13 protein-coding genes are annotated in these 18,466 nt (G+C 72.6%); 5 read left to right on the forward strand and 8 right to left on the reverse strand.

Going from position 1 to position 18,466, the window contains the following annotated elements:
- Window positions 1-66: 66 nt before the first annotated feature.
- Together WMF29_RS38175 and WMF29_RS38180 are read left to right on the forward strand one after the other, a co-directional pair.
- Window positions 67-1,155 (forward strand): AAA family ATPase, encoded by a 1,089-nt coding sequence (locus WMF29_RS38175; protein WP_437325026.1) that lies wholly within the window; start codon window positions 67-69, stop codon window positions 1,153-1,155.
- A 1,565-nt stretch (window positions 1,156-2,720) separates the two neighbouring features.
- Window positions 2,721-3,428, forward strand: a complete 708-nt coding sequence (locus WMF29_RS38180; RefSeq protein WP_437325027.1) for a hypothetical protein — start codon at window positions 2,721-2,723, stop codon at window positions 3,426-3,428.
- A 73-nt stretch (window positions 3,429-3,501) separates the two neighbouring features.
- Here the strand turns inward: WMF29_RS38180 and WMF29_RS38185 are convergent, their stop codons facing one another.
- From WMF29_RS38185 to WMF29_RS38200, 4 genes are all read right to left on the reverse strand, one after another.
- Window positions 3,502-4,602, reverse strand: coding sequence for a hypothetical protein (locus tag WMF29_RS38185; protein WP_437325028.1), 1,101 nt, complete (start codon window positions 4,600-4,602; stop codon window positions 3,502-3,504).
- A gap of 531 nt (window positions 4,603-5,133) precedes the next feature.
- Window positions 5,134-5,853, reverse strand: coding sequence for a molybdopterin-dependent oxidoreductase (locus WMF29_RS38190; protein WP_437325029.1), 720 nt, complete (start codon window positions 5,851-5,853; stop codon window positions 5,134-5,136).
- Between the two features lie 43 nt (window positions 5,854-5,896).
- Window positions 5,897-6,277, reverse strand: coding sequence for a dihydroneopterin aldolase (locus tag WMF29_RS38195; RefSeq protein ID WP_437325030.1), 381 nt, complete (start codon window positions 6,275-6,277; stop codon window positions 5,897-5,899).
- Between the two features lie 189 nt (window positions 6,278-6,466).
- Window positions 6,467-6,778, reverse strand: a complete 312-nt coding sequence (locus WMF29_RS38200) for a hypothetical protein (RefSeq protein WP_272103899.1) — start codon at window positions 6,776-6,778, stop codon at window positions 6,467-6,469.
- Window positions 6,779-6,994: 216 nt separating this feature from the next.
- Between WMF29_RS38200 and WMF29_RS38205 the strand changes: the two genes are divergently transcribed.
- On the forward strand, window positions 6,995-7,621 hold the full coding sequence (locus WMF29_RS38205) for a cupin domain-containing protein (RefSeq protein WP_437325031.1): 627 nt from the start codon (window positions 6,995-6,997) through the stop codon (window positions 7,619-7,621).
- A complete protein-coding gene (locus tag WMF29_RS38210; protein ID WP_437325032.1) occupies window positions 7,618-8,253 on the forward strand; it encodes a sigma-70 family RNA polymerase sigma factor in 636 nt (211 codons plus the stop codon). The genes WMF29_RS38205 and WMF29_RS38210 overlap by 4 nt, the downstream gene beginning before the upstream one ends.
- An 8-nt stretch (window positions 8,254-8,261) precedes the next feature.
- On the opposite strand, the gene WMF29_RS38215 is transcribed toward WMF29_RS38210, so the two are convergent.
- Window positions 8,262-9,002, reverse strand: a complete 741-nt coding sequence (locus WMF29_RS38215) for a Crp/Fnr family transcriptional regulator (RefSeq protein ID WP_437325033.1) — start codon at window positions 9,000-9,002, stop codon at window positions 8,262-8,264.
- A 93-nt stretch (window positions 9,003-9,095) separates the two neighbouring features.
- Window positions 9,096-13,115, reverse strand: a complete 4,020-nt coding sequence (locus tag WMF29_RS38220; protein ID WP_437325034.1) for a hypothetical protein — start codon at window positions 13,113-13,115, stop codon at window positions 9,096-9,098.
- Between the two features lie 444 nt (window positions 13,116-13,559).
- Between WMF29_RS38220 and WMF29_RS38225 the strand changes: the two genes are divergently transcribed.
- Window positions 13,560-14,396, forward strand: a complete 837-nt coding sequence (locus WMF29_RS38225) for a ferredoxin--NADP reductase (protein ID WP_437325035.1) — start codon at window positions 13,560-13,562, stop codon at window positions 14,394-14,396.
- Between the two features lie 135 nt (window positions 14,397-14,531).
- Here WMF29_RS38225 and WMF29_RS38230 read toward each other — a convergent pair whose 3' ends face one another.
- Window positions 14,532-16,799, reverse strand: a complete 2,268-nt coding sequence (locus WMF29_RS38230; RefSeq protein WP_437325036.1) for a hypothetical protein — start codon at window positions 16,797-16,799, stop codon at window positions 14,532-14,534.
- 301 nt (window positions 16,800-17,100) lie between these two features.
- Entirely contained in the window at window positions 17,101-17,985 is an 885-nt protein-coding gene (locus WMF29_RS38235) for a vWA domain-containing protein (protein ID WP_437325037.1), read from the reverse strand.
- Window positions 17,986-18,466 lie beyond the last annotated feature (481 nt).

An 18,466-nucleotide genomic window follows, 5' to 3' on the forward strand; every position in this document is an offset into this window, starting at 1 on the left:
TCCCCCGCAGACAGGCTGAGCGACTCGTTTCAAGGCCGGTGACCTCGATGGGCTATCCTGGGCGGGATGACGGTCCAGGAGCTCCACGTCGCGGGATACCGCTCGATCCGTGAGCTGACCCTCCCCCTCGCGCAGGTCAACGTCATCGTCGGACCGAACGGCGTCGGCAAGACCAACCTCTATCGCACCATGGTGCTGCTCGGCTCCGCGGCGAGCGGGACCTTTGCCCGCACCCTGGCCGAGGAGGGCGGGATGCCCTCGGTGCTCTGGGCTGGCCAGCGCAGCAAAGGCCCGGTGCGGATGACGCTGCGGGTGCGGCTGGACCAGCTCGTCTACGAGCTCCAGTGCGGACTGACGCCGCCGCCTGGAGGGCCGTTCGAGCTGGATCCGGACATCAAGGAAGAGAAACTCTGGTTGCTCGACAAGCGCCGCCGCCTGCCGATGCTGGAGCGGGCCGCGGGCTCGGCCTTCGCGCGCGACGCGGACGGCCATCGCGTGACCTTTCCCTTCTCGCTCTGGGGCTCGGAGTCGGTGCTCGCGCAGGTGGTGGAGCCGCATCGCTTTCCATTGCTCTCGGTGGTGCGGCAAAAGCTGATGAACTTCCGGTTCTATCACCACTTCCGCACCGACTCCGGCGCGCCGTTGCGGGTCGAGCAGGTCGGGGTGCGGACGCCGGTGCTCAGCACCGATGGCCACGATCTCGCCGCGGCGCTGGCGACGATCCTCGATATCGGCGACAGGGGCGCCTTGAAGGATGCCGTCTCCAGCGCGTTCCCCGGCGCGTCGCTCGAGGTCTCGTCGACGCAGGGGCGGTTCCGCGTCGAGCTCGGGTTGCCCGGGATGTCGCGGCCGCTCGACGCCCGCGAGTTCTCGGACGGCACGGCGCGCTATCTCTGCCTCCTGGCGGCGCTGCTGAGCCCGAGGCCTCCGCTGCTGCTGGCGCTGAACGAACCAGAGACGAGCCTGCATCCGGATCTGCTCGGGCCGCTCGGGGATCTCCTTGTGCACGCGGCCTCCCGGAGTCAGCTGTGGATCACGACGCACTCCCGCCCGCTGGCAGAGCGGCTCCAGAAGGCGACGCCCTGCCGGCTCATCGAGCTTGGCAAAAATGGTGGCGAGACGGTGCTGGCGCACGGCGCGGCGGAGGATGAATGACGTCCGCCCCCGCGTGAGCGCTGCGAGCGGAGCCGGCGCGGGGAGGAGATCTCTTTTCCTGGTCAAGCGGGGGGCAGCGACGTCGCGGAGCTCGATCACGTCGCATGGACCGCGACGGTGCCGGGCTCGCCGATGCCCGCCTCGACCTCCGCGCCCGCGCCGCAGCGGAGCCACCGCGGAGTGAACGCCGCCGAACTCGCCCCGAGCTCCTTACCGGCCCGGCGCACCCGTGCACGCCGTCAGTGCGGGTATCCAGCGCGAGCTGCACACGTTCTCCTTGACGTTCCCCCCTGAAACCACGTAGGTTTCCTCACAGTTCTCAGGCGTGTTGCCAAACGCTGGGGAGACCTACGGGAGTCAAAGAGATGTCTTGTCTCGCGCGCGTGACATTCATTGTCATGAGGCCGCCCAGCAGCCCGGACGCCCTAAGACATCATAGCCGATATACGTGTCGTTCCGGCAGGACCCCGCTACCGTGTTTCTGCCAGCATGATCGATGCGTACCATGAAACGCATTTCCCTCATCCGCTTGCTCGCTCCGCTGCTCGCTCTCCCGCCGATGATGGTGGCAGTGGTTCCTGGATGCACCCAACCCGAGCCTGATCCCTGCACTGTTCCGGGTGAGACGATCTGGTTGTGCAGGTTCTTGATCCAGCGGAAGGGGTGTGGGTGCTTCGAGCCGATGGAAGAGGCCAACTGGGCCTGCGCCGACAACCCCGGGACGGCCAGGGAGCGGGCAGAGCTCGTCCTCAACGCGGATTTTAATACCGTTGTGCTCTCCAGCAGGGGCTGCGTCAACACCGGAAGCGCGTACCCCCAAGCCGCAGAGCCGGAGCTTATCGTGGAGCATCTCTCGTGTGAGCCGGCTCCGCGCGACGACGCCTGCCATGCGTGCGCGAAGGCATCCTGCTGCAGCGAGTACGACGCATGCGTCGGCAATGCGAACTGCGCCTGTCTTATCGACTGCCTGTCCGATGGGAGAGCGCCATCTGTGTGCACGTTGCCCGAGAATTGTGGGCCAGTTGATGACACCTTCGCGGCCACAGCCGTGTGCCTGGACAGCGCTTGTCGGGCGCCGTGCCCGACCCCGGACTCGCTGGCCGACGCCTCGACTTCCAGCTCCACGGACCCCAGCACGAGCACCGAGGAGGCGAGCACCGCATTCAAGGGAGAGATACCATAGAACGCTAGCGCCAAGCACGATTCGGGTAGGCTACAGCGCTCCGAGGGCTCTCAGCCACGCGAGCAACCAGGAAGGACCAACGATGGTCAAGGCCGCTGAATCCCTCGAACGCAGAGCGCTGGTCACCCTCGGGGACGAGCTCGCCCGCGCTCACGGCGCGCGCACCCTGAGTCATGCCTTGAAGGTGAGGCTCGGCCTCGACAGGCGCGGAGGCCTGGCGACGCTCCTCAGGGCCAGCGAGGAGCGAGAGGCCGACGGACCGTTCACGGAGTCGGGGCGCTTCGCGGCGGCCCTGGTGGGGCGGCTTCGCCTCGATGGGCGCGCGGAGCTCGCGGACGCCCTGGTGTCGTTGCTAAGGAATGGCCCGATCGACTGCGACCCGATGCTCTGGCTGAACGAGATCCAGGCCAAGCTCGCGCAGAGAAGCGAAGCAGCCGCCGAGCTCCGCGCCCGCGGCCGCCATGAGTCCGCCCGTCTTGTCGAGTCCACGCTGTCGATGGACCTCCGGATCGGGCTCATCGTGCGGCTCCGTGCGGAGGGCCGTCACGATCTTGCGGACGCCATCTCGGCAGCTGCGGACGCGCTCGAAGCTCAAGAACGGCGCGAGGACGCGACGCCCGTTCCACATCGCGTGCCCGCGGGCGAGCACGCGCCACCCCCTGCTGAGGTCGCCGCCCTCCGGGCTCTCGGCGGCGAGCTAGGGCACACCCATGCCGCGGAGGTCCTAGCCTATGCGCTCGTCACACGACTTCGTGCCGAGGGGCGCCAGGAGCTCGCGGGAACCCTCATGATGTTCTGGGCGCGCGACATCGCTGGGCCAATCGCCGACCCGGCACGACTCGCGGCCGACCTGATCCTGCAGCTCCGCACCGAGGGACGTGGCGAGCTCGCGGATACGATCGCATCGTTGCTCCGCGGGGCCGCCATCGACCGCGATCCGTGCGACATCATGGCAGTGTGGCTGGAAACGCTCGCCGGACCCGTCGTCGACCCGGGATCGATCGCCGCCGCCCTGGTCGCGGCCCTCCGCAAGCAACACCATGAGGATCTCGCGGATGCGGTCGAGGTCCTGCTGAACGCCCGCGGTTGAACGCTCACCGTTCAGGGAGTGATCCGGGAAGCCCCCGGCGTCGACGTCTCCCAGGTGGCCGCCGATGACACGCTCACTCCGGACACGGCCCGCCGCACCCCGCGCCGCCGCAGTCGACGCCGGCCTCGTCGCCGTTCTTCACGCCGTCCGTGCAGGTGGGGGCCTCGCAGACGCCAGCCCAGCACACGCCGCTCGTGCAGTCCGCGCCGGTCAGGCAGCCCCGGCCCGGCGCGCAGCGCGGGCAGTACTGCTTGCCGCAGTCGACGCCGGACTCCCGGCCGTTCTTCACCCCGTCGCTGCAGGTCGGGATCACGCAGGTCTCGTTCGTGCACACGCCGCTCATGCAGTCCGTGGCCGCGCGGCAGCGGTCCCCCGCCTGGCAGGGCCGGCACGGGCCACCGCAGTTGAAGCCTGTCTCTCCGAGGCCGGCGTCCTGCACGTCGTTCACGCAGTGCTCCGGCACGCACCAGACGCCATCACACGCGCGCCCGCCGGGACAGAGCAGCGACGCGTCCGTGGCGACACACTGCACGCAGGCGCCCTCATGGCACCGCCCCTCGCCCGAGGCAGGACACGTGACCTCATTCAACAGGAGATGCCGCGGCTCATCGATCTCGCAGACGTCGAGGGTGCACTGGTTGCCATCATCGTAGATATCCTGGGCCGCCACGCTGACCACACGGCCGTCGGCTGTACACTTCTCGATCTTGCAATCGCCGCGGAGCTGCGACTCGATGGGGCCCTCGTGGATCTCCACCGCGCACGCGCCGTCCACGCACCGCCCCGCGCCGCACCGCGGGTCCGGCGGGCCAGGGCACTCCGCGTCGCTCTCGCAGCCGCCGGGCGGCACGGACACCCCGGAGCACTTCTCGGTGCCCACCTCGGTGCCCTCCGCGCACTCGTCGCAGGTGAGGCACGCCTTGAAACAGTCCGAGTCCTGCTCGCCGCGCGAGCCCTCCTCGCCGCGCGCGCAGCAGATCACCTTGCCCGGCTCGCCGCACACGCAGCGCTCATCGACGCAGACCGTGCCCGGCACGTACTGGTGGTCCGACTCGCAGTCATCCGTGACCGCGCAATCTCCGCCCATATAGGGCACGTCACCACATGCGAAGAACGTCGCTGGGCCGATGAGAAGAATGCAACCAACAAACCAAGGCGCGATGGGCTTACCCATGCTCCAGTCCTCCGGCACGAGGCTGAGGCGCCGGCACCCCGGCGGCCCCAATCCGCCCGGGTGTCGTTTGCCTGTCATCCGAGGCGCGCACTATGCCGCGTCGGGCCCGCGGCCGTCACGCAAGTTTTCACCAGAATGCGCCGCTGGCGAGGCAGCCTCCCAGCAGGGCAGGCGCGAGGCCGAAGGGAGGAAAAGCGGTGCTCGTCAGCGGAAAGCCGCTGACTGACACCGTGTCCTCCGCCGAGCCGCGAGGAGGGAACGCCCGCAGCCGTGCGCCCCTGCTCGCCGGGCCGCGCCTCGTCGCACCGGGACGCTTCGCCTCCGGCTCACGAGGCGAACAGCCAGGCGATGCTCGCCGCGCCGGCCAGGAAGAGCGCCGCCGTGAGGATCAGGATCGCCGTCCGGTCAGGGCGGTACTCCCCGCGATCGATGGCGCGCGCGACGCGCAGGTAACTGCTCCCTCGCGTAGGCCTCCGTGCGCTTCACGCTCTCCTCGCCGGGCATGGTGGCTCGCCCTCCTCGGCGCCCCGCCTAGCGGCGGCCGTACCGATCGTCGAACCACGGGTACGCCGTGTTCGAGTAGCCGCGGATCTCCCAGAACCCCGGCTGATCCACCGCGCTGAACGTGATCCGCCGGATCCACTTCGCGCCCTTCCAGGAGTAGAGCTGCGGCGTGATCATCCGCACCGGGCCCCCGTGCTCGCGCGGCAGCGGCTTGCCCTCCCAGGAGTGGACGAGCAGGACGTCGGGCAGCATGGCCTCGTCGAGCGGCAGGTTCGTCGTGTAGGGGGTCTGCGTGCCGGGCGCGATGTCGCTCGCCTCGATCAGCACGAAGCGCGCGTCCGCGAGCGGGCGCGCGCGCTCCGCGATGTCGGCGAACCGGACGCCGATCCAGTGGTTGTCCAGGCGGCTCCAGGTGGTCACGCAGTGGAAGTCGGACACGTCGAGCGTCTGCGGCAGCTCCATGAACTCTTCCCAGGAGTAGGTCCGCGGCGCCTCGCAGAGCCCGTCGATCTCGAGCCGCCAGCGCTCGGTCGGGATGTCCGGCGTATCGCCGAGATCGAGCACCGGCCAGCTCGTCACCTCGCGCTGACCGATCGGCAGCCTCGGCATCCCATGCCGGTTCGGCGGCCCGCTGCCCATCGGCGCGAGCCCGTCGAAGGCGCCCTTGCCGCGCGCCGCCTGCCGCGCGGCGAACGCCTGCTTGCGCTCGATCAACGACCTCGTCCGCCGCCCCGCGTCGTCCGCCATGACGTGACCTTGGCGAGAGCCCAAGACGCCTGCAAGAGCGAGCTCATCCGACCTTGCGGCCCGAGAGCTCCACGGATGCGGCATCCACCGACACCGACGTCGGAGGGCCGAACTTCTTGACCTGAACGGTCACGAGGAGGGCCGGCGTGTCGTCGAGCACCCGCTCGATGATGCGCTCGGCGAGCGTCTCGAGCAGCTTGTACGACGCGCTCGTGCCCGATTCGACGACGAGGCTCGCGAGCCTGTCGTAATCGAAGACGCGCGCGCGCGTGTCGGCTCGAGGCAACAGCGAGATCGGGAGCTCCACCTCCAGGCACACAACGAAATCCTGGGGCAGGTCGCGCTCGGCGCGAGACACGCCGTGCTTGGCGCGAAAGCGGATGCCGTCAAGGCGGATCCGGTACGTCTGGATCACGGACTCCATCGGCGCCCCCTAGCATGCCTTCCGGCCGGCTTCCGCCGCAAGAATGCCAGGCGGCAGGGTCGCCCGCTCGCCGCGGCCTTCCCGACGCGCGACGGCCGTCCCGGCGTGTCCCGGCGCGGGCGGCCTTCCCGGCGCGACCGCCCTCCAGGCGCGCGGCGGCTGCGCGCCGCGTGCGCCATGTGCGGCACGTCAGAGGAGAGGCCGCTTGAAGCACACGGCGTCGATCTTCCCGGACATCTCGCTGCGCAGGAACTGCACCGGCTCCCAGCCTTCCTGCCCGAACCGCTTGAGGACCGGGTTCCATCCGGACGTGGTGGTCACCTCGATCACCTGACTGTCGCTGACGCGCGCTGTCTCCACGTCCACGCACCGAACCTCCCACCGGGGCGGATCGGTCCCCGCCTGCACCGGCGGCACCAGAAAGCGCGGCGCGACGTACGACGCGGAGCAACCGAAGAGAAATGCGACGGCGATGGCTGTTCCGGAGCTGAGCTTCGGCATGGGCGGTCCTTTCCTGCGGGGTCGACTCGCGAAGGCGTATCGACGCTTCGAGCGCCACGTCAACTGGGAACGGCGCGCGCGCCGGCGCCGAGCGCGCCGACTCCTCGGACGTGACAGGCGCGTGTCCGGGGCGCCCCGCCACGTCCGCTGGAACCGCTCGCCCTTCCCCCGCGTACTCATCCAGGGGCACAACCTCGCCTCGAAGGAGCGGAGCCGATGATGCTCGCTGGACACCTCGATGATCCGTTGGAGGACGCGCTCCTCGCCCGCGCGGGATGGGCGCGCGACGCCGAGGTCGAAGCGCACCTCGGCGCCTGCAGCGACTGCGCGCGCCGGCTCGCCCACGCGGAGGCCGCCGTCGCGGCCGTCGCCCTCGCGCTGCCGCCGGTCCCGCCGGAGGGCCGCCTGCGCGCGCGGCTCTTCGCCTCGGTCGATCGCCTGGAGCGGTTCACCCCGATGGCGCCGCGCCTCGCCGCCCTCATCGACGTCGCGCCGGACGACGCCCGGCGCGCCCTCCACGCGCTGTCCGAGCCGGAGGCGATGAACGCCGTGCTCCCGGGCATGCGCGTCCTGCCGCTCGCGACCGGCCCGCGACGCGCGACAACGAGCGCGGTCCTCGTCTGCCTCGAGCCGGGCGGGTGCATCCCGCGCCATCGCCACCTCGGCGACGAGCGCATCCTCGTCTTCGAGGGCGCCTTCGCCGTGGACGACGGGCGCGTCGTCCGCGCCGGGGAGGAGCTCCACAGCCCCGCCGGCTCGATCCACTCCATCCCGACCGTCGTCGGCGACGCGCCGTGCCTGTGCGCGATCGTCGGCGAGGGCGGCATCGAGGTGGCGCCATGATCGCCGCGAGCACCGGGCCCGCGCCCGCTCACGAGGCGCCGCCGGCCCACGCCGCGGCCCCTTCCGCGCCGATGGCGGCCCCGGGCAGCGACGAGGAGCTCGTCGCCCGCATCGCCGGCGGCGACCGGAAGGCCCTCGCCGCCCTCTACGACAGGTACGCGCCCGCGCTCCTCGCGCTCGCCCAGCGGGTGCTCGGGAGCCCCGCCGAAGCCGAGGATCTCGTCCACGACTGCTGCCTGGAGGTCTGGCGAAAGGCCCACACCTACGAGCCGCTCCGCGGGTCGGCCCGCACCTGGCTCATGATGCGCCTGCGCAGCCGCGCGCTCGACCGGCTCCGGTCGGCACGGCAGCTCCGCCTGGTCGCGGACGGCGAGGGGTACGACGCCCCGGCCGACCTCGGCGGCCTCGACCCGGCGCTCGGCTCCGACTGCGCCCGCGTGAGGCGCGTCGTGGCCGCGCTCCAGGAGGACCAGCGCACGGTGCTCGAGCTCGCCTATTTCGAGGGGCTCTCCCTCGTGGAGATCGGCGAGCGCCTCGCGGTGCCGGTGGGCACCGTCAAATCCCGCCTCTCGCGCGCGCTGGAAAAGCTGCGCGCCACGCTCCAGGAGCAGCCGCGCGCCGCCGTGGGCTGACGCCGCCGCTAGCGCTTCCGGGCGAGCGCCTCGCGGTCCTTCACGATGAGCCGCCGCCCCGCCGCGTCGAGCACGCCCTCCTTCCGGAACGCCCCGAGCGTCAGCGTCACCGTCTCGCGCGTCGACCCGATCACCTGGGCGATCTCCGCGTGCGTGATCGGCGCCGAGATCAGCGTCCCCCGCGGCGTCGGCACGCCCCACCGCTCCGCCGCGTGCAGGAGGAACTCGGCGAGGCGCCCTCCCACGTTCTTGAACAGCATCGACTCGATCCGGTCCTCGGTCTCCCGCTGCCGCGCGACCAGCAGCGCGAACACCGCGCCCCCGAGCCCCGGGTGCCGGGCGCAGAGCTCGCGGACGAGCGCGAGCGGCACCCGGACCACCTCGGCCTCATCCATCGCGATCGCCCGCTCCGTCCGCGTCTCCAGCCCGCCGAGGCACGACTCGCCGAGCACGTCCCCCGTACCGCGGTAGCTGAGCGGGAACGCCGCCCCCGCCTCGTTGACGCGCTCGACGCGCGCGCGCCCCCGGCCGAGCACCACCAGCGTGTCCGCGGGGGCCCCCTGCTCGAAGATCGCCGCGTCGGACGCCACCACCTCGAGCACCGCGGCGTCCGTGATCGCCTCCCGCACCTCGCGATCCACCTGCGCGAACAGCGAGGAGAGCCGGAAGGCGCGCGCCACCCGCGCCTTCACGGGATCCGTGGGCTGGCGGCCAGCATCCTGCGCGTACTGGGAATCCAGATCGCTCACGGTAGGGAACAAAAGAGTAATCCATCCCGCGTGGGTTGACACACAGGAATCCCTGCTACCGAGGCCCGGCGCGGGGTGAGCGGAGCGGCGCGCTCAGCGTCCGTCGCGGTCGAGCTGCACGACGATGTCCCGGTCGAGCGCGCTGTCCGCCGCGCGGGCGAACTGCTGGAACTTCGTATAGGCATCGGGCTGCACGCGGCCCGCGGGCAGATCGAGGAAGCGATCGAGGACCAGCGCGCCCCCGTCCACGCGATCGTTCACCCGCACGGCGCGCCCCTCGTCGTCCGCCTTCGACGGAGCGAGCTTCGTGACCACGCGCGCGCCCGCGGGGAGCTTGACGCGGAGCCGCACCTCCGAGCGCGTCGCGATCTGCTCCGACAGGTAGAGCGGCGTCTCCCGGACCGGCAGGCTCGCGAGGCTGGCCACGCGCACGCCGAAGGGCGGCGTGATGACCAGCTCCCCTCCCTGCGCGCGCGCGAAGCTCGCGGCGGCGATCTTCATCTTCAGCGTGAGCGGCCGGTCGATCTCGGTCAGCTCCTTGATCTCGATCTCCTGGAGCCGCGCCCCCGGCACCATCTGCGGCAGGAGGCGCGACTCGACGGCGTCCCTGAGCTGGGCGTCGGGGAGCGACTCCAGCGCCGAGCGCAGCGCGATCGCGAGCTTGCCCTCGTAGCGCTGCTCGATCGCCAGCGACGCCGAGCCGTCCCTCGCCACCTCGGCGACGCCCTCCGTGACCACGCCGTCGTGCGCGCCGGACGAGGGCGTCACCTCGCGCGGCGTCCCGGGCTTCAGCACGATCGCCGGCTGCCCGCGGAGGGAGCTCGGCAGGTAGCCGTACGGCGCGAACTTGTCGCGCACGAACATCCAGCGGACCGCGCCCGCGCCGGGCTTCTCCCCGGTGTCGAGGCGGACGGCGAGCGCGTTGAACGTCTCGGCCTCGCTCATGGGCCCGCGCGGCGGCGCGGTGAGCCGGTCGCTCACGACGCCGTAGCCGGCGTCGATCCCGACCAGGCGGCACAGGTAGAGGAACGCCTCGGTCCGGTTGCCGCTCTTGCCGATGACGACGCGGCGGCCGTCGTCCTCGCGCCCCGGCTCCACGTTGGCGAGCACCCACCGGTAGATCCGGCGCGCCTGCTCGTCCTTCGACGGCGCCGCTCCCCCGCCCTCGCCGCGCGCCTCCTGCGCGGCCCCGGCGGCCTTCCCCTGCTCGCCGCCGCCCGCGTCCGGCGAGCGCGGCGAACGTGCGATCGCCTGCGCGATGCGCACGAGCCGCGGATCGCGCGGCGTCTCGTCGGCGGCCGCGTCGACCATGCGCGCGATCGTGCTGTCCAGGCGGATGCCCCAGCCGATGCGGATGTTCGGCAGGAACTCCGAGATCGGCGCGCTCGCCGGCTCCTCCGGGAGCGCGGGGCTCTTGTCGACCCGGTAGCGGCGGGTGACGAGCGCGCCGGACTCGACGATCTCCGGCGCCGGGACGGGGCCGGAGGCCTCCACGTCGAGCGGCCGGCTCTTCGGCGACACGACGATGAACTCGCTCCGCCAGTAGGGGACCTTCTCCTCGCGGAAGAACCAGCGCGGCCCCTGGAACGTGAGGCCCCCCTGCCCGTCGCCGCGCAGCACGAACAGGTTCTCCACCTCGATGTAGTCGCCCACCTCGAGGTGGGGCATCGTCACGGTCGGCTTGCCCTCGACGAACTCCGGCTCGTGGATCGACCCGTCGCGCTTGACCGTGCGGAGCTTGAGCACGAGCCCCTCGGGCACGCGCTGCTCGGCGTGCTCCTGGATGGCCTCCCGCGACTGGATCCGGATGATCTCGTGCTGGAGCATCCGCGCCGAGCCGTCCTCGTGGACCCACATGGCCGCATAGTCGAGCACGCGCGCCGCCGTGCCCGGCATGACCTCGCCCGAGGCCTCGTGCTCGGCGATCACCTTCTTCGAGTCCAGCCGGTACGGGCTGAGCTCCGTCGTGCCGTCGAGCAGCTCGATCGCGTCGCGCAGGCCCGAGGTGTCGGCGCCGGTGCGGATCGCCTCGATGAGCGCCTTCTGCAGCGCGTCGCGCTCTCCCCGCGCGAACCGCGCGTCCGCGAGCGCGAGGCGCGCGTCGGCGTCGTCCGGCGCCTTCGCGAGCGCGCGCTCGAGCTGCTCGAACGACTCGGCGCGCTTGCCGGCGCGGGTCAGGAGGTCGGCGATGCGCGCGGCGATGTCCTTGCGGTCCTTGCGGGCGGAGCCGAGGCGCTGGAGCTCCTTGATCGCCGCCGCGTAGTCGCGGCGATCGATCGCCCTCTCCAGCTCGATCTCCGCGTCGGGGTCGAGCTCCCGGATGCGCGCTGCGACGGCGTCGGCCTGCGCGATGTGCCCGTCGCCGTCGTGGATCCGGAGGAGCGCGCCCAGCACCTCGACGTCGTCCGGGAAGCGCGCGGCGGCCTCCTTCACGGTGCGGACGTGCTCGACGCGCCAGCCGAGCCGCGAGTACATCCCGGCGAGCGTCTTCAGGAGATCGGGCACCTCCCGGAAGCGGTCGGCGAGGGCCTCGATCGTGCGGGTCATCTCGGACAGGCCGACCTTGTCGGCCTCCTCGAGCGCGAGCCAGAGGCGGGGGTACCAGAGCTCCGGGTCCTTCTCCGCGGCGCGCGCGCGCACGTCCTTCACGAGGTCTTGCCCGTCGGACGCCGGGAAGATCGGGTCCTTCTCGAGGAAGACCGCCTGGGCCGCGAGCGCGGGGCCGGTGGCGCGCGCCGGATCGGCCACGAGCGGCTCGATCAGCACGGCGCTCACGTCGTCCTGGCCCTCGAGGTGCGCGATGGTCGCGGCGAGGTACCGGGCGATCGGGTCGGCCACGTCGCGCTCGGCGCGGGGCGCGCCGCGCAGGCCGAGCGCGCGCGCCACCTTCGGCGCGGGCTGCGGCGGCACGCCGAGCGCCGTGAGGAACGGCTCGATGGGGTTGGGATCCGGCAGGACCTCGGGCGGGACGAGCGAATAGGGCGGCGTCGGATCGGCGGACGTGGCCACGCCGAGGGGCGTGCCGTCGGGCGCGAGCAGGCGGATGGAGGTGTCGCGGCCCCCGACGCGGGCGACGATCCGGTGCCGGCCGGGGCCGAGGCGCAGGCGGGCGCCGAAGCGGGGCCAGATCCCCCACTGCTTCGTGTCGCGCGTCAGCACCTCGACGTCGTCGACGAGGATCGCGTAGGCCCCCTGGACGGCGACGAGCATCTCGCGCTCGGCGGGCAGGTCGACGAAGGTCTCGACGTAGAAGATGCCTCCCGCGGCCCCGCCCTCGCCGGGCCCCTCCGGCGCGACGGCGGAGAGCTGGCAGCCGCGGCGCTCGGCGCCGAGCACGCGCGGCGGGCCTCTGCGTTGGGGATCGCGCGTGAACACGGGCGGCCAGGGGCCGGCGCGCTCCGCCTCGTGGTGGACGCGGTGGTCGCTCGCCGCCAGGTGGCCGAACGGGCCGGCGAAGCGGGCGCTCTCGATGCACCCGTAGCGGCGCGCCGCGAGATCGATGAGGGGCGTCGCGTCGGCGGCGGCGCCGGCCGGGCGCGCCGCGGCGGCCTCGTCGGGCAGCCCGTCGAGGCTCCACCATTCGACGAGCTCTCCGCGCGCGCGCCAGCCCAGCTTGCCCGGGTGGTCGATGGCGCGCAGGACGACCTCGCGGGACTTCTTCCAGAGGCCCGCGACGCTCGATCGCAGGCCGAGCAGGCGGTTCGCGGCGAACCAGCCCACGAGGGGGGCGTCGGGGTGCGCGCTCACCCGGGCGGCGTCCAGCGCATCGAGGTAGGCCGCCGCCGCGCGCGCGTTGCGGCCGTGCCCCTGGTCGTCGATCGCGCGCCCGAGCGACGCGAGCATCGATTTCGCGCCCGATTTCGCGCCGATCTCCTCCAGGCGCTTGCGCGCCTCCCTGGCGCCGGCGGGCGTGCCGCCCGGGACCAGGAGCTCTCCGAGGAGCCAGCGGCCGACGATCTCGCCGTCGGTCGAATGCGCGCCGGCGTCACGGAGCGAGGCGATGGGGTCTTTCGCGCCGGGCGCGGTGACCGCGCCGCAGGCGCCGAGCGCGAGGGCCAGGGCGGCGGCGCCGGCGAGCCGGGCGAGCGTGGAGAGGGGGCGAGGAGCGCGCATCGGCCCGGTCCTTAGCGCGAGCGACCGCGTGCGCACAGAGACGCCGCGCGGCGCAGCGCTCCTGGCCCGCCCGGCCCCCGTGAGCGCCCCGCCCGGCCCGCTGGCGCGCCTCGCCCGGCGGACGGCCTCCGCGCCGTGTGGCCAGCGGCTCCACGGGCATCGTCAACGAGCCCCCTCGCCCCTAGAGGACGAAGCGCTACGAGGTCGTGCCACGACAACGCGGCGACGCTCTGCGGAACCACCGACGACGGCGCCATGGGCCAATGATGATCTTGATTATCATTTGCATGATTGCTATGTGAAGCATCGAACTCATGGAAGACGACCTTGCGGTAGAGCTCGGCGCCCTCGCGCGCCGCGGCGCCGCCCCGCTGTCGTGATCGGGGAGCGCGCTCTTTCGAACCACCACGCCGCGATGCTTCCGCACCGACAAGGATGAACGACATGGTACCCGGCTACACAGAAGAGACGGTGCTCGAGGTCCACCACTGGACGGACAAGCTCTTCACGCTCAAGACCACCCGCTCGCCGAGCTTCCGCTTCGCGAACGGGCAATTCTGCATGATGGGGCTCGTGGTCGCGGGCAAGCCGCTCGTCCGCGCGTACTCCCTCGCGAGCGCGAACCACGAGGAGACGCTCGAGTTCTTCTCGATCAAGGTGCCGAACGGCCCGCTGACCTCGCGCCTGCAGCACATCGCCGTCGGCGAGACGATCCTCGTCGGCAAGCGCGCGACGGGCACGCTCACGATCGGCAACCTGCGGCCGGGCCGGACCCTGTGGCTCCTGGCGACCGGGACCGGCCTGGCGCCGTTCCTCAGCGTCGTCAAGGACCCCGAGACGTACGAGCGCTTCGAGCGCGTGGTCATCACGCACACGTGCCGCCGCGCGCAGGATCTCGCGTACGCGCGCTACCTCGAGCACGAGCTCGCGGCGGACGAGCTTCTCGGCGAGATCGTGCGGCCCAAGCTCCGCTATTACCCGTCCGTCACCCGCGAGGCGTTCAAGACCGAGGGCCGGATCACCGCGCTCATCGAGTCCGGCCGCATCTTCGCCGATCTGGCGCTGCCCGCGCTCGACCCCGCGCACGACCGGCTGATGCTCTGCGGCAGCTCGGAGATGCTCGCCGACACCGCCGCGCTCCTGGAGTCGCGCGGCTTCGAGGAGGGCAACAGCGGCGAGCCGGGCGACTACCTCGTGGAGAAGGCCTTCGCGGGCGAGAAGCGCTCCCCGCTCGCCGGCGCGTCGCCGATCGAAAGCACGAACCTGTCCGGCCCGGCGTGACGTCGCGCGCCGCGCGTCGGGCTGCGCCCGGGACCACGCGCCGGCGTCACGGCTGACGCGCGGGTCGACGGGACGCGCAGGCCACGTCGTCGGATCTGGACCGGGGCCGCCGCCCGCCGCGGTCCAGACCTCGGCTCACGCGCTCGCTTCGACGGCGCTGGCGACCTGCTGGAGGAGCACCGTCTGCTCGATCACCTCGGGCGGCACGCCGACATCCTCGCGCACGACGGCCACATCCCCGCGCGCGCCAGCCGCGTCCTCACGGACGACGGCCACATCCCCGCGCGCGCCAGCCGCGTCCTCGCGCGCGCCAGCCGCGTCCTCGCGCGCGCCAGCCGCGTCCTCGCGCACGACGGCCACGTCCTCGCGCTCCGCCGCCCGGCGCAGCGCCGCGATCTCCGCCTGCGCGGCGACGAGCGCCTGCTCGAGCTCCTCGTGGAGCGCCTGCGGGGAGCCGGCCGTGGCGCGCGCCTCGGTCAGCTCGCGCTCGAGCTGCGCGATCTTCCATCCCGCGGCGCGCAGGTCGGCCTCGCTCGAGGCGGCGCTCCGCGCCAGCGCGTCGAGCTGCTGCCGCAGCGCCTCGACCGCGCCGCCCGGCCCGCCCTGCCCCGCGAGCCCTCCGCCCTGCCCGCCGTCCGCCGCCTGGCCCGGCCCGCCGTGGTCGGCCGACGCCGACGCGAAGACCGTCCCGAGCTCGTCGACGAGCTCCTTGCCCACCCGCTCGCTCTCGCGCAGCTGCGCCATGAGCGACGCGATGACGTGGCCCCGATCGCGCAGCGCCTCCTCGAGGCCCGCGATCTCCGCGGCCGCCGCCTCGCCGGCGTCGCGCTTCTCGAGCTCCGACGCCCGCTGCTCCAGCGCGACGACGGTCTGCTCGAGCTCCACGATCCGCGCCTCGAGCAGCAGCCTGCGCGCGTCGAGGGCGCTCCGCTGATCCTCCAGCGCGCGGCTCTCGCGCTCGTTCCGGTCCGCCCGCTCCTTCTGCCGGTCGCGGTCGCGCGCGAGCTCGGCGCGGGCGGCCTCCAGTTCCTCGATCCTCCCCGCCGCGCGCCGCGCCTCCTCCAGCGCGCGCTCGCTCTCCTGCGCGCGCCGGCGCGCCGTGTCCCGCTCCGACGTGAGCTTCGAGAGCTCCCGCCGCGCCCCCGCGGCGGCGGCCTCGAGCTCCTCCACGCGCGCCGCGAGCGCCCGGTCGGGCGCCGCCACGGCGGGCCGCGCCTCGAGCTCGGCGATCCGGGCGCGCGCGGCGTCGAGGTCGGCGGTCGCGGCGTCGAGGCGGTCGCGGGCGCCGGCGATCTCCGGCTTGTTGCGGATCATGCCGAGCTCGAGCTCGACCTTGGTCCGCACCCGCTTCTCGTCGTCGAGCTGCTTCGCGAGCCGGGTCGCGCGATCGCGCTGGCTGCGGAGCTCCTCCTCCATGTCGCGGATCTGGTGGGACAGGCGCTCGGCCCGGACGTGGGCGTCGCCCGCCCTGGCCTCGACGTCGCGGAGGCGCGCCGCCCTGGCGTCGAGCTCGGCCTCCACCTCGGCGAGGCGCGCGGCCGTGGCGACCGCGCTCTCGGCGCGGACCCCGGCGTCCTCGCGGTCGCGCTGGTGCCGGGTGCGCAGCTCCGCGAGCTCGCCTCCGAGCCGCTGCGCGCGGCCCTCCGCCTCGCTGAGCGCCTCGGGCGACGGGCCGGCGCTCGCGCCCGGGAAGCCGGCGAACGGCAGCTCGATCACGGCGAACGCGTCGAGCCTGGGCAGGCGCTCGCCGGCCACGGCGATGAACCACTCGGGCTCCTCGGACGCGTCGAGGATCGACGTGTCCACGCTGACCTCGGGCTCTCCCTTCGGCGCGAACTCCGCGACCGTATAGCCGACGAACGGCGCCTGGCCGACCATCCGCACCTGCTTGAACTGGAGCGCCACGACGTCGTAGAGCGCGTAGTAGCCGGGCGCCGCGCCGCGGCGCGCGCCCGCGGGGAGCAGGCCCCGCGCGGCGTCCGGGTTCGGCGACGCGATGACGGCGACGCCGCTCGCGGCGGTGAGGCGTCGGGCGCGACGGACGACCTCGGCGGGATCGCCGAAGAGGGAGAGATCGGGGATGACGAGGGTGTCGAAGGCGCCGTCGCGCACCCCGAGGTCGCCGTCGAACACGGCGACGTTCGGGTGCGGCTGCCGCGTGGGCGCCGTCCGCGCGAGCTTCTCGGCGACGCGCGCGGCGTCCGGGTCATAGGCATGGACGAGGCGGGCTCCGCGCTGGAGCAGCCGGTCGGCGAGGCCGATGGTGACGTCACCCAGCACCGCGACCCGCCGGCCGCGCACGAGCGGCTCGAGGTAGGCGCTCAGCACCAGGGCCGGATGGAGCGCGGCGGGGGCGGCGTGCCGCGGCGAGCCTGCGGCGGCGAGGGAGGACTCCGTCGTCATGGTTCCGTCCTCTTACGGCTCTGGGGGCCCGGAGTCCACAAAGCGCAGTGCAGAGTTGCAAGGCGGCTCCCGCCGCGCCGAGCGCCGCCGGGCGCCGCCCGCGCGCGCCGGGTCCCGCACCCTCGCGCCGGCCCCATGATCCGCACCTCCACGACCCCGGCACAGTGAGCCATCTCACCTATGACGCTCCGCGTCTGCGCCTCCTGCTCCGGGGCTTCTATGTCGCTCCCGATGTAATCTCCACAACACCTGCAGTTCGCCCACCCTCGCTCGAGATGCGCGGTCCTTCTGCCGTGCTCGCTCAGAGGATCACCGTCTCGCAGCCGAGGAGGATCTGGATCTTCGCGATGGAAGCGCCCCTCGCGGCCTCGCAGGTGCCGGGGCACAGCACGAGGGCCGCGGGAGAACCCGGGTTGTCGTAGCGCCAGCCTGGGCCGTCGCAGCCAGGGCGCTGAGGCAGGACCTCCTGCGGTGCGCCGTCGAGCCCGAAGAGGACGTTGACGTCGTCGAACGCCACCTGTCCGCCGGCCACCTGGGAAGGGACCTCGACCTCGCACGGGAGCGCCTGCCCCGTGACCTTCGCGAGCGCGTTCTGGAACTCGACGGCGATGTTGTTCGCCCCGACGAGGACGGCGGCGTCGGTGCCTCCCGCGGCCGCGACCTGGTTCGCGAAGCTCTGGTTCACGCCCGGGAGCCCGATCACGAAGGTGCGCACCGGGAAGCGGTAGCGCGCGGCCCGCGCCGCGAGATCCGCGATGGCGCCCGGGTCTTCCGGGTTCACCCCGGCGCACTGGGCGGCGGGCCCCTGGGGCTGTCCATCGGTGACGAGCAGCACCGCGGACGCCTCGCCGGGGTGGTCCTCCGCCACGTCGATGCCCTGGAGCAGCGCGCCGCCCAGCGCCGGATAGATGGGCGTGCTGGCTCCGTTCGGCGACTCGGCCTCGAGGGCGGCGACGATGGCGCCCGCGTTGTCGGGGAGCGGACCGAACGGGACGAGCGGCTCGCTGTACGCCTTCTGGTCGCAGGCAGGAACATCGTCCGCGACCCGAGGAAAGAAGCGCAGCGCCACACGCACGCCGGCGAATCTCGCGCTGTTGACGAACGCTGTCAGGCCAGCCTTCGCGCTTGTCCACTTGTCGGCCACCATGGGGTCGTCACCCGCCATCGAGGACGACTTGTCCATCATGATATAGAGATTGAGCGGGACCGCGATCGCCTCCTCGGTAACGAGGCCACAGGCGGCGTCCGGATCGGGGAGCTCGACAGGTGCGTCGGTCGACAGCCCACCATCCGGATCGAAGGTCCCGCTAGGGCCAGTTCCGCCCGAAGAGGAAGAGGACCAGACGAGGCCAGCCCCTGAGTCCGGTGCACACGCGCCATGGAGCCCCATGGCAGCAGCGAGCCCAACCATGGAGGCGAGCGAGGTGTGGTGAAGCGATCTGAGGCGCATGAGATGAACAGATGACAGCGGGGACGGTGCGGAAGCGGGAAGCTACGCAGGCACAGAGTACCGGAGACGGTGACAGGCGCGAGAGGCGAATCACGGAATCGTGAGCTGGCTCGCGCCGGCGCAGCACATAACGGCGTGGGCGGACGCACGGTCGATGCGAACTGCAATGTGGCGCACGGCCCATGCTGATTGGGATCGACAAGACAAAGTCTTTTCG

This window comes from Sorangium sp. So ce381 (genome assembly GCF_051473845.1).
Taxonomy (GTDB): domain Bacteria; phylum Myxococcota_A; class Polyangia; order Polyangiales; family Polyangiaceae; genus Sorangium; species Sorangium atrum.

What these genes read in the sequence shown, in the direction of transcription:
- WMF29_RS38175 (WP_437325026.1), top strand. Translation starts at nt 67, where the DNA reads ATGACGGTCCAGGAGCTCCACGTCGCGGGATACCGCTCGATCCGTGAG.
- WMF29_RS38180 (WP_437325027.1), top strand. Translation starts at nt 2,721, where the DNA reads ATGCTCTGGCTGAACGAGATCCAGGCCAAGCTCGCGCAGAGAAGCGAA.
- WMF29_RS38185 (WP_437325028.1), bottom strand. Translation starts at nt 4,602, where the DNA reads ATGGGTAAGCCCATCGCGCCTTGGTTTGTTGGTTGCATTCTTCTCATC.
- WMF29_RS38190 (WP_437325029.1), bottom strand. Translation starts at nt 5,853, where the DNA reads ATGGCGGACGACGCGGGGCGGCGGACGAGGTCGTTGATCGAGCGCAAG.
- WMF29_RS38195 (WP_437325030.1), bottom strand. Translation starts at nt 6,277, where the DNA reads ATGGAGTCCGTGATCCAGACGTACCGGATCCGCCTTGACGGCATCCGC.
- WMF29_RS38200 (WP_272103899.1), bottom strand. Translation starts at nt 6,778, where the DNA reads ATGCCGAAGCTCAGCTCCGGAACAGCCATCGCCGTCGCATTTCTCTTC.
- WMF29_RS38205 (WP_437325031.1), top strand. Translation starts at nt 6,995, where the DNA reads ATGATGCTCGCTGGACACCTCGATGATCCGTTGGAGGACGCGCTCCTC.
- WMF29_RS38210 (WP_437325032.1), top strand. Translation starts at nt 7,618, where the DNA reads ATGATCGCCGCGAGCACCGGGCCCGCGCCCGCTCACGAGGCGCCGCCG.
- WMF29_RS38220 (WP_437325034.1), bottom strand. Translation starts at nt 13,115, where the DNA reads ATGCGCGCTCCTCGCCCCCTCTCCACGCTCGCCCGGCTCGCCGGCGCC.
- WMF29_RS38225 (WP_437325035.1), top strand. Translation starts at nt 13,560, where the DNA reads ATGGTACCCGGCTACACAGAAGAGACGGTGCTCGAGGTCCACCACTGG.
- WMF29_RS38230 (WP_437325036.1), bottom strand. Translation starts at nt 16,799, where the DNA reads ATGACGACGGAGTCCTCCCTCGCCGCCGCAGGCTCGCCGCGGCACGCC.
- WMF29_RS38235 (WP_437325037.1), bottom strand. Translation starts at nt 17,985, where the DNA reads ATGATGGACAAGTCGTCCTCGATGGCGGGTGACGACCCCATGGTGGCC.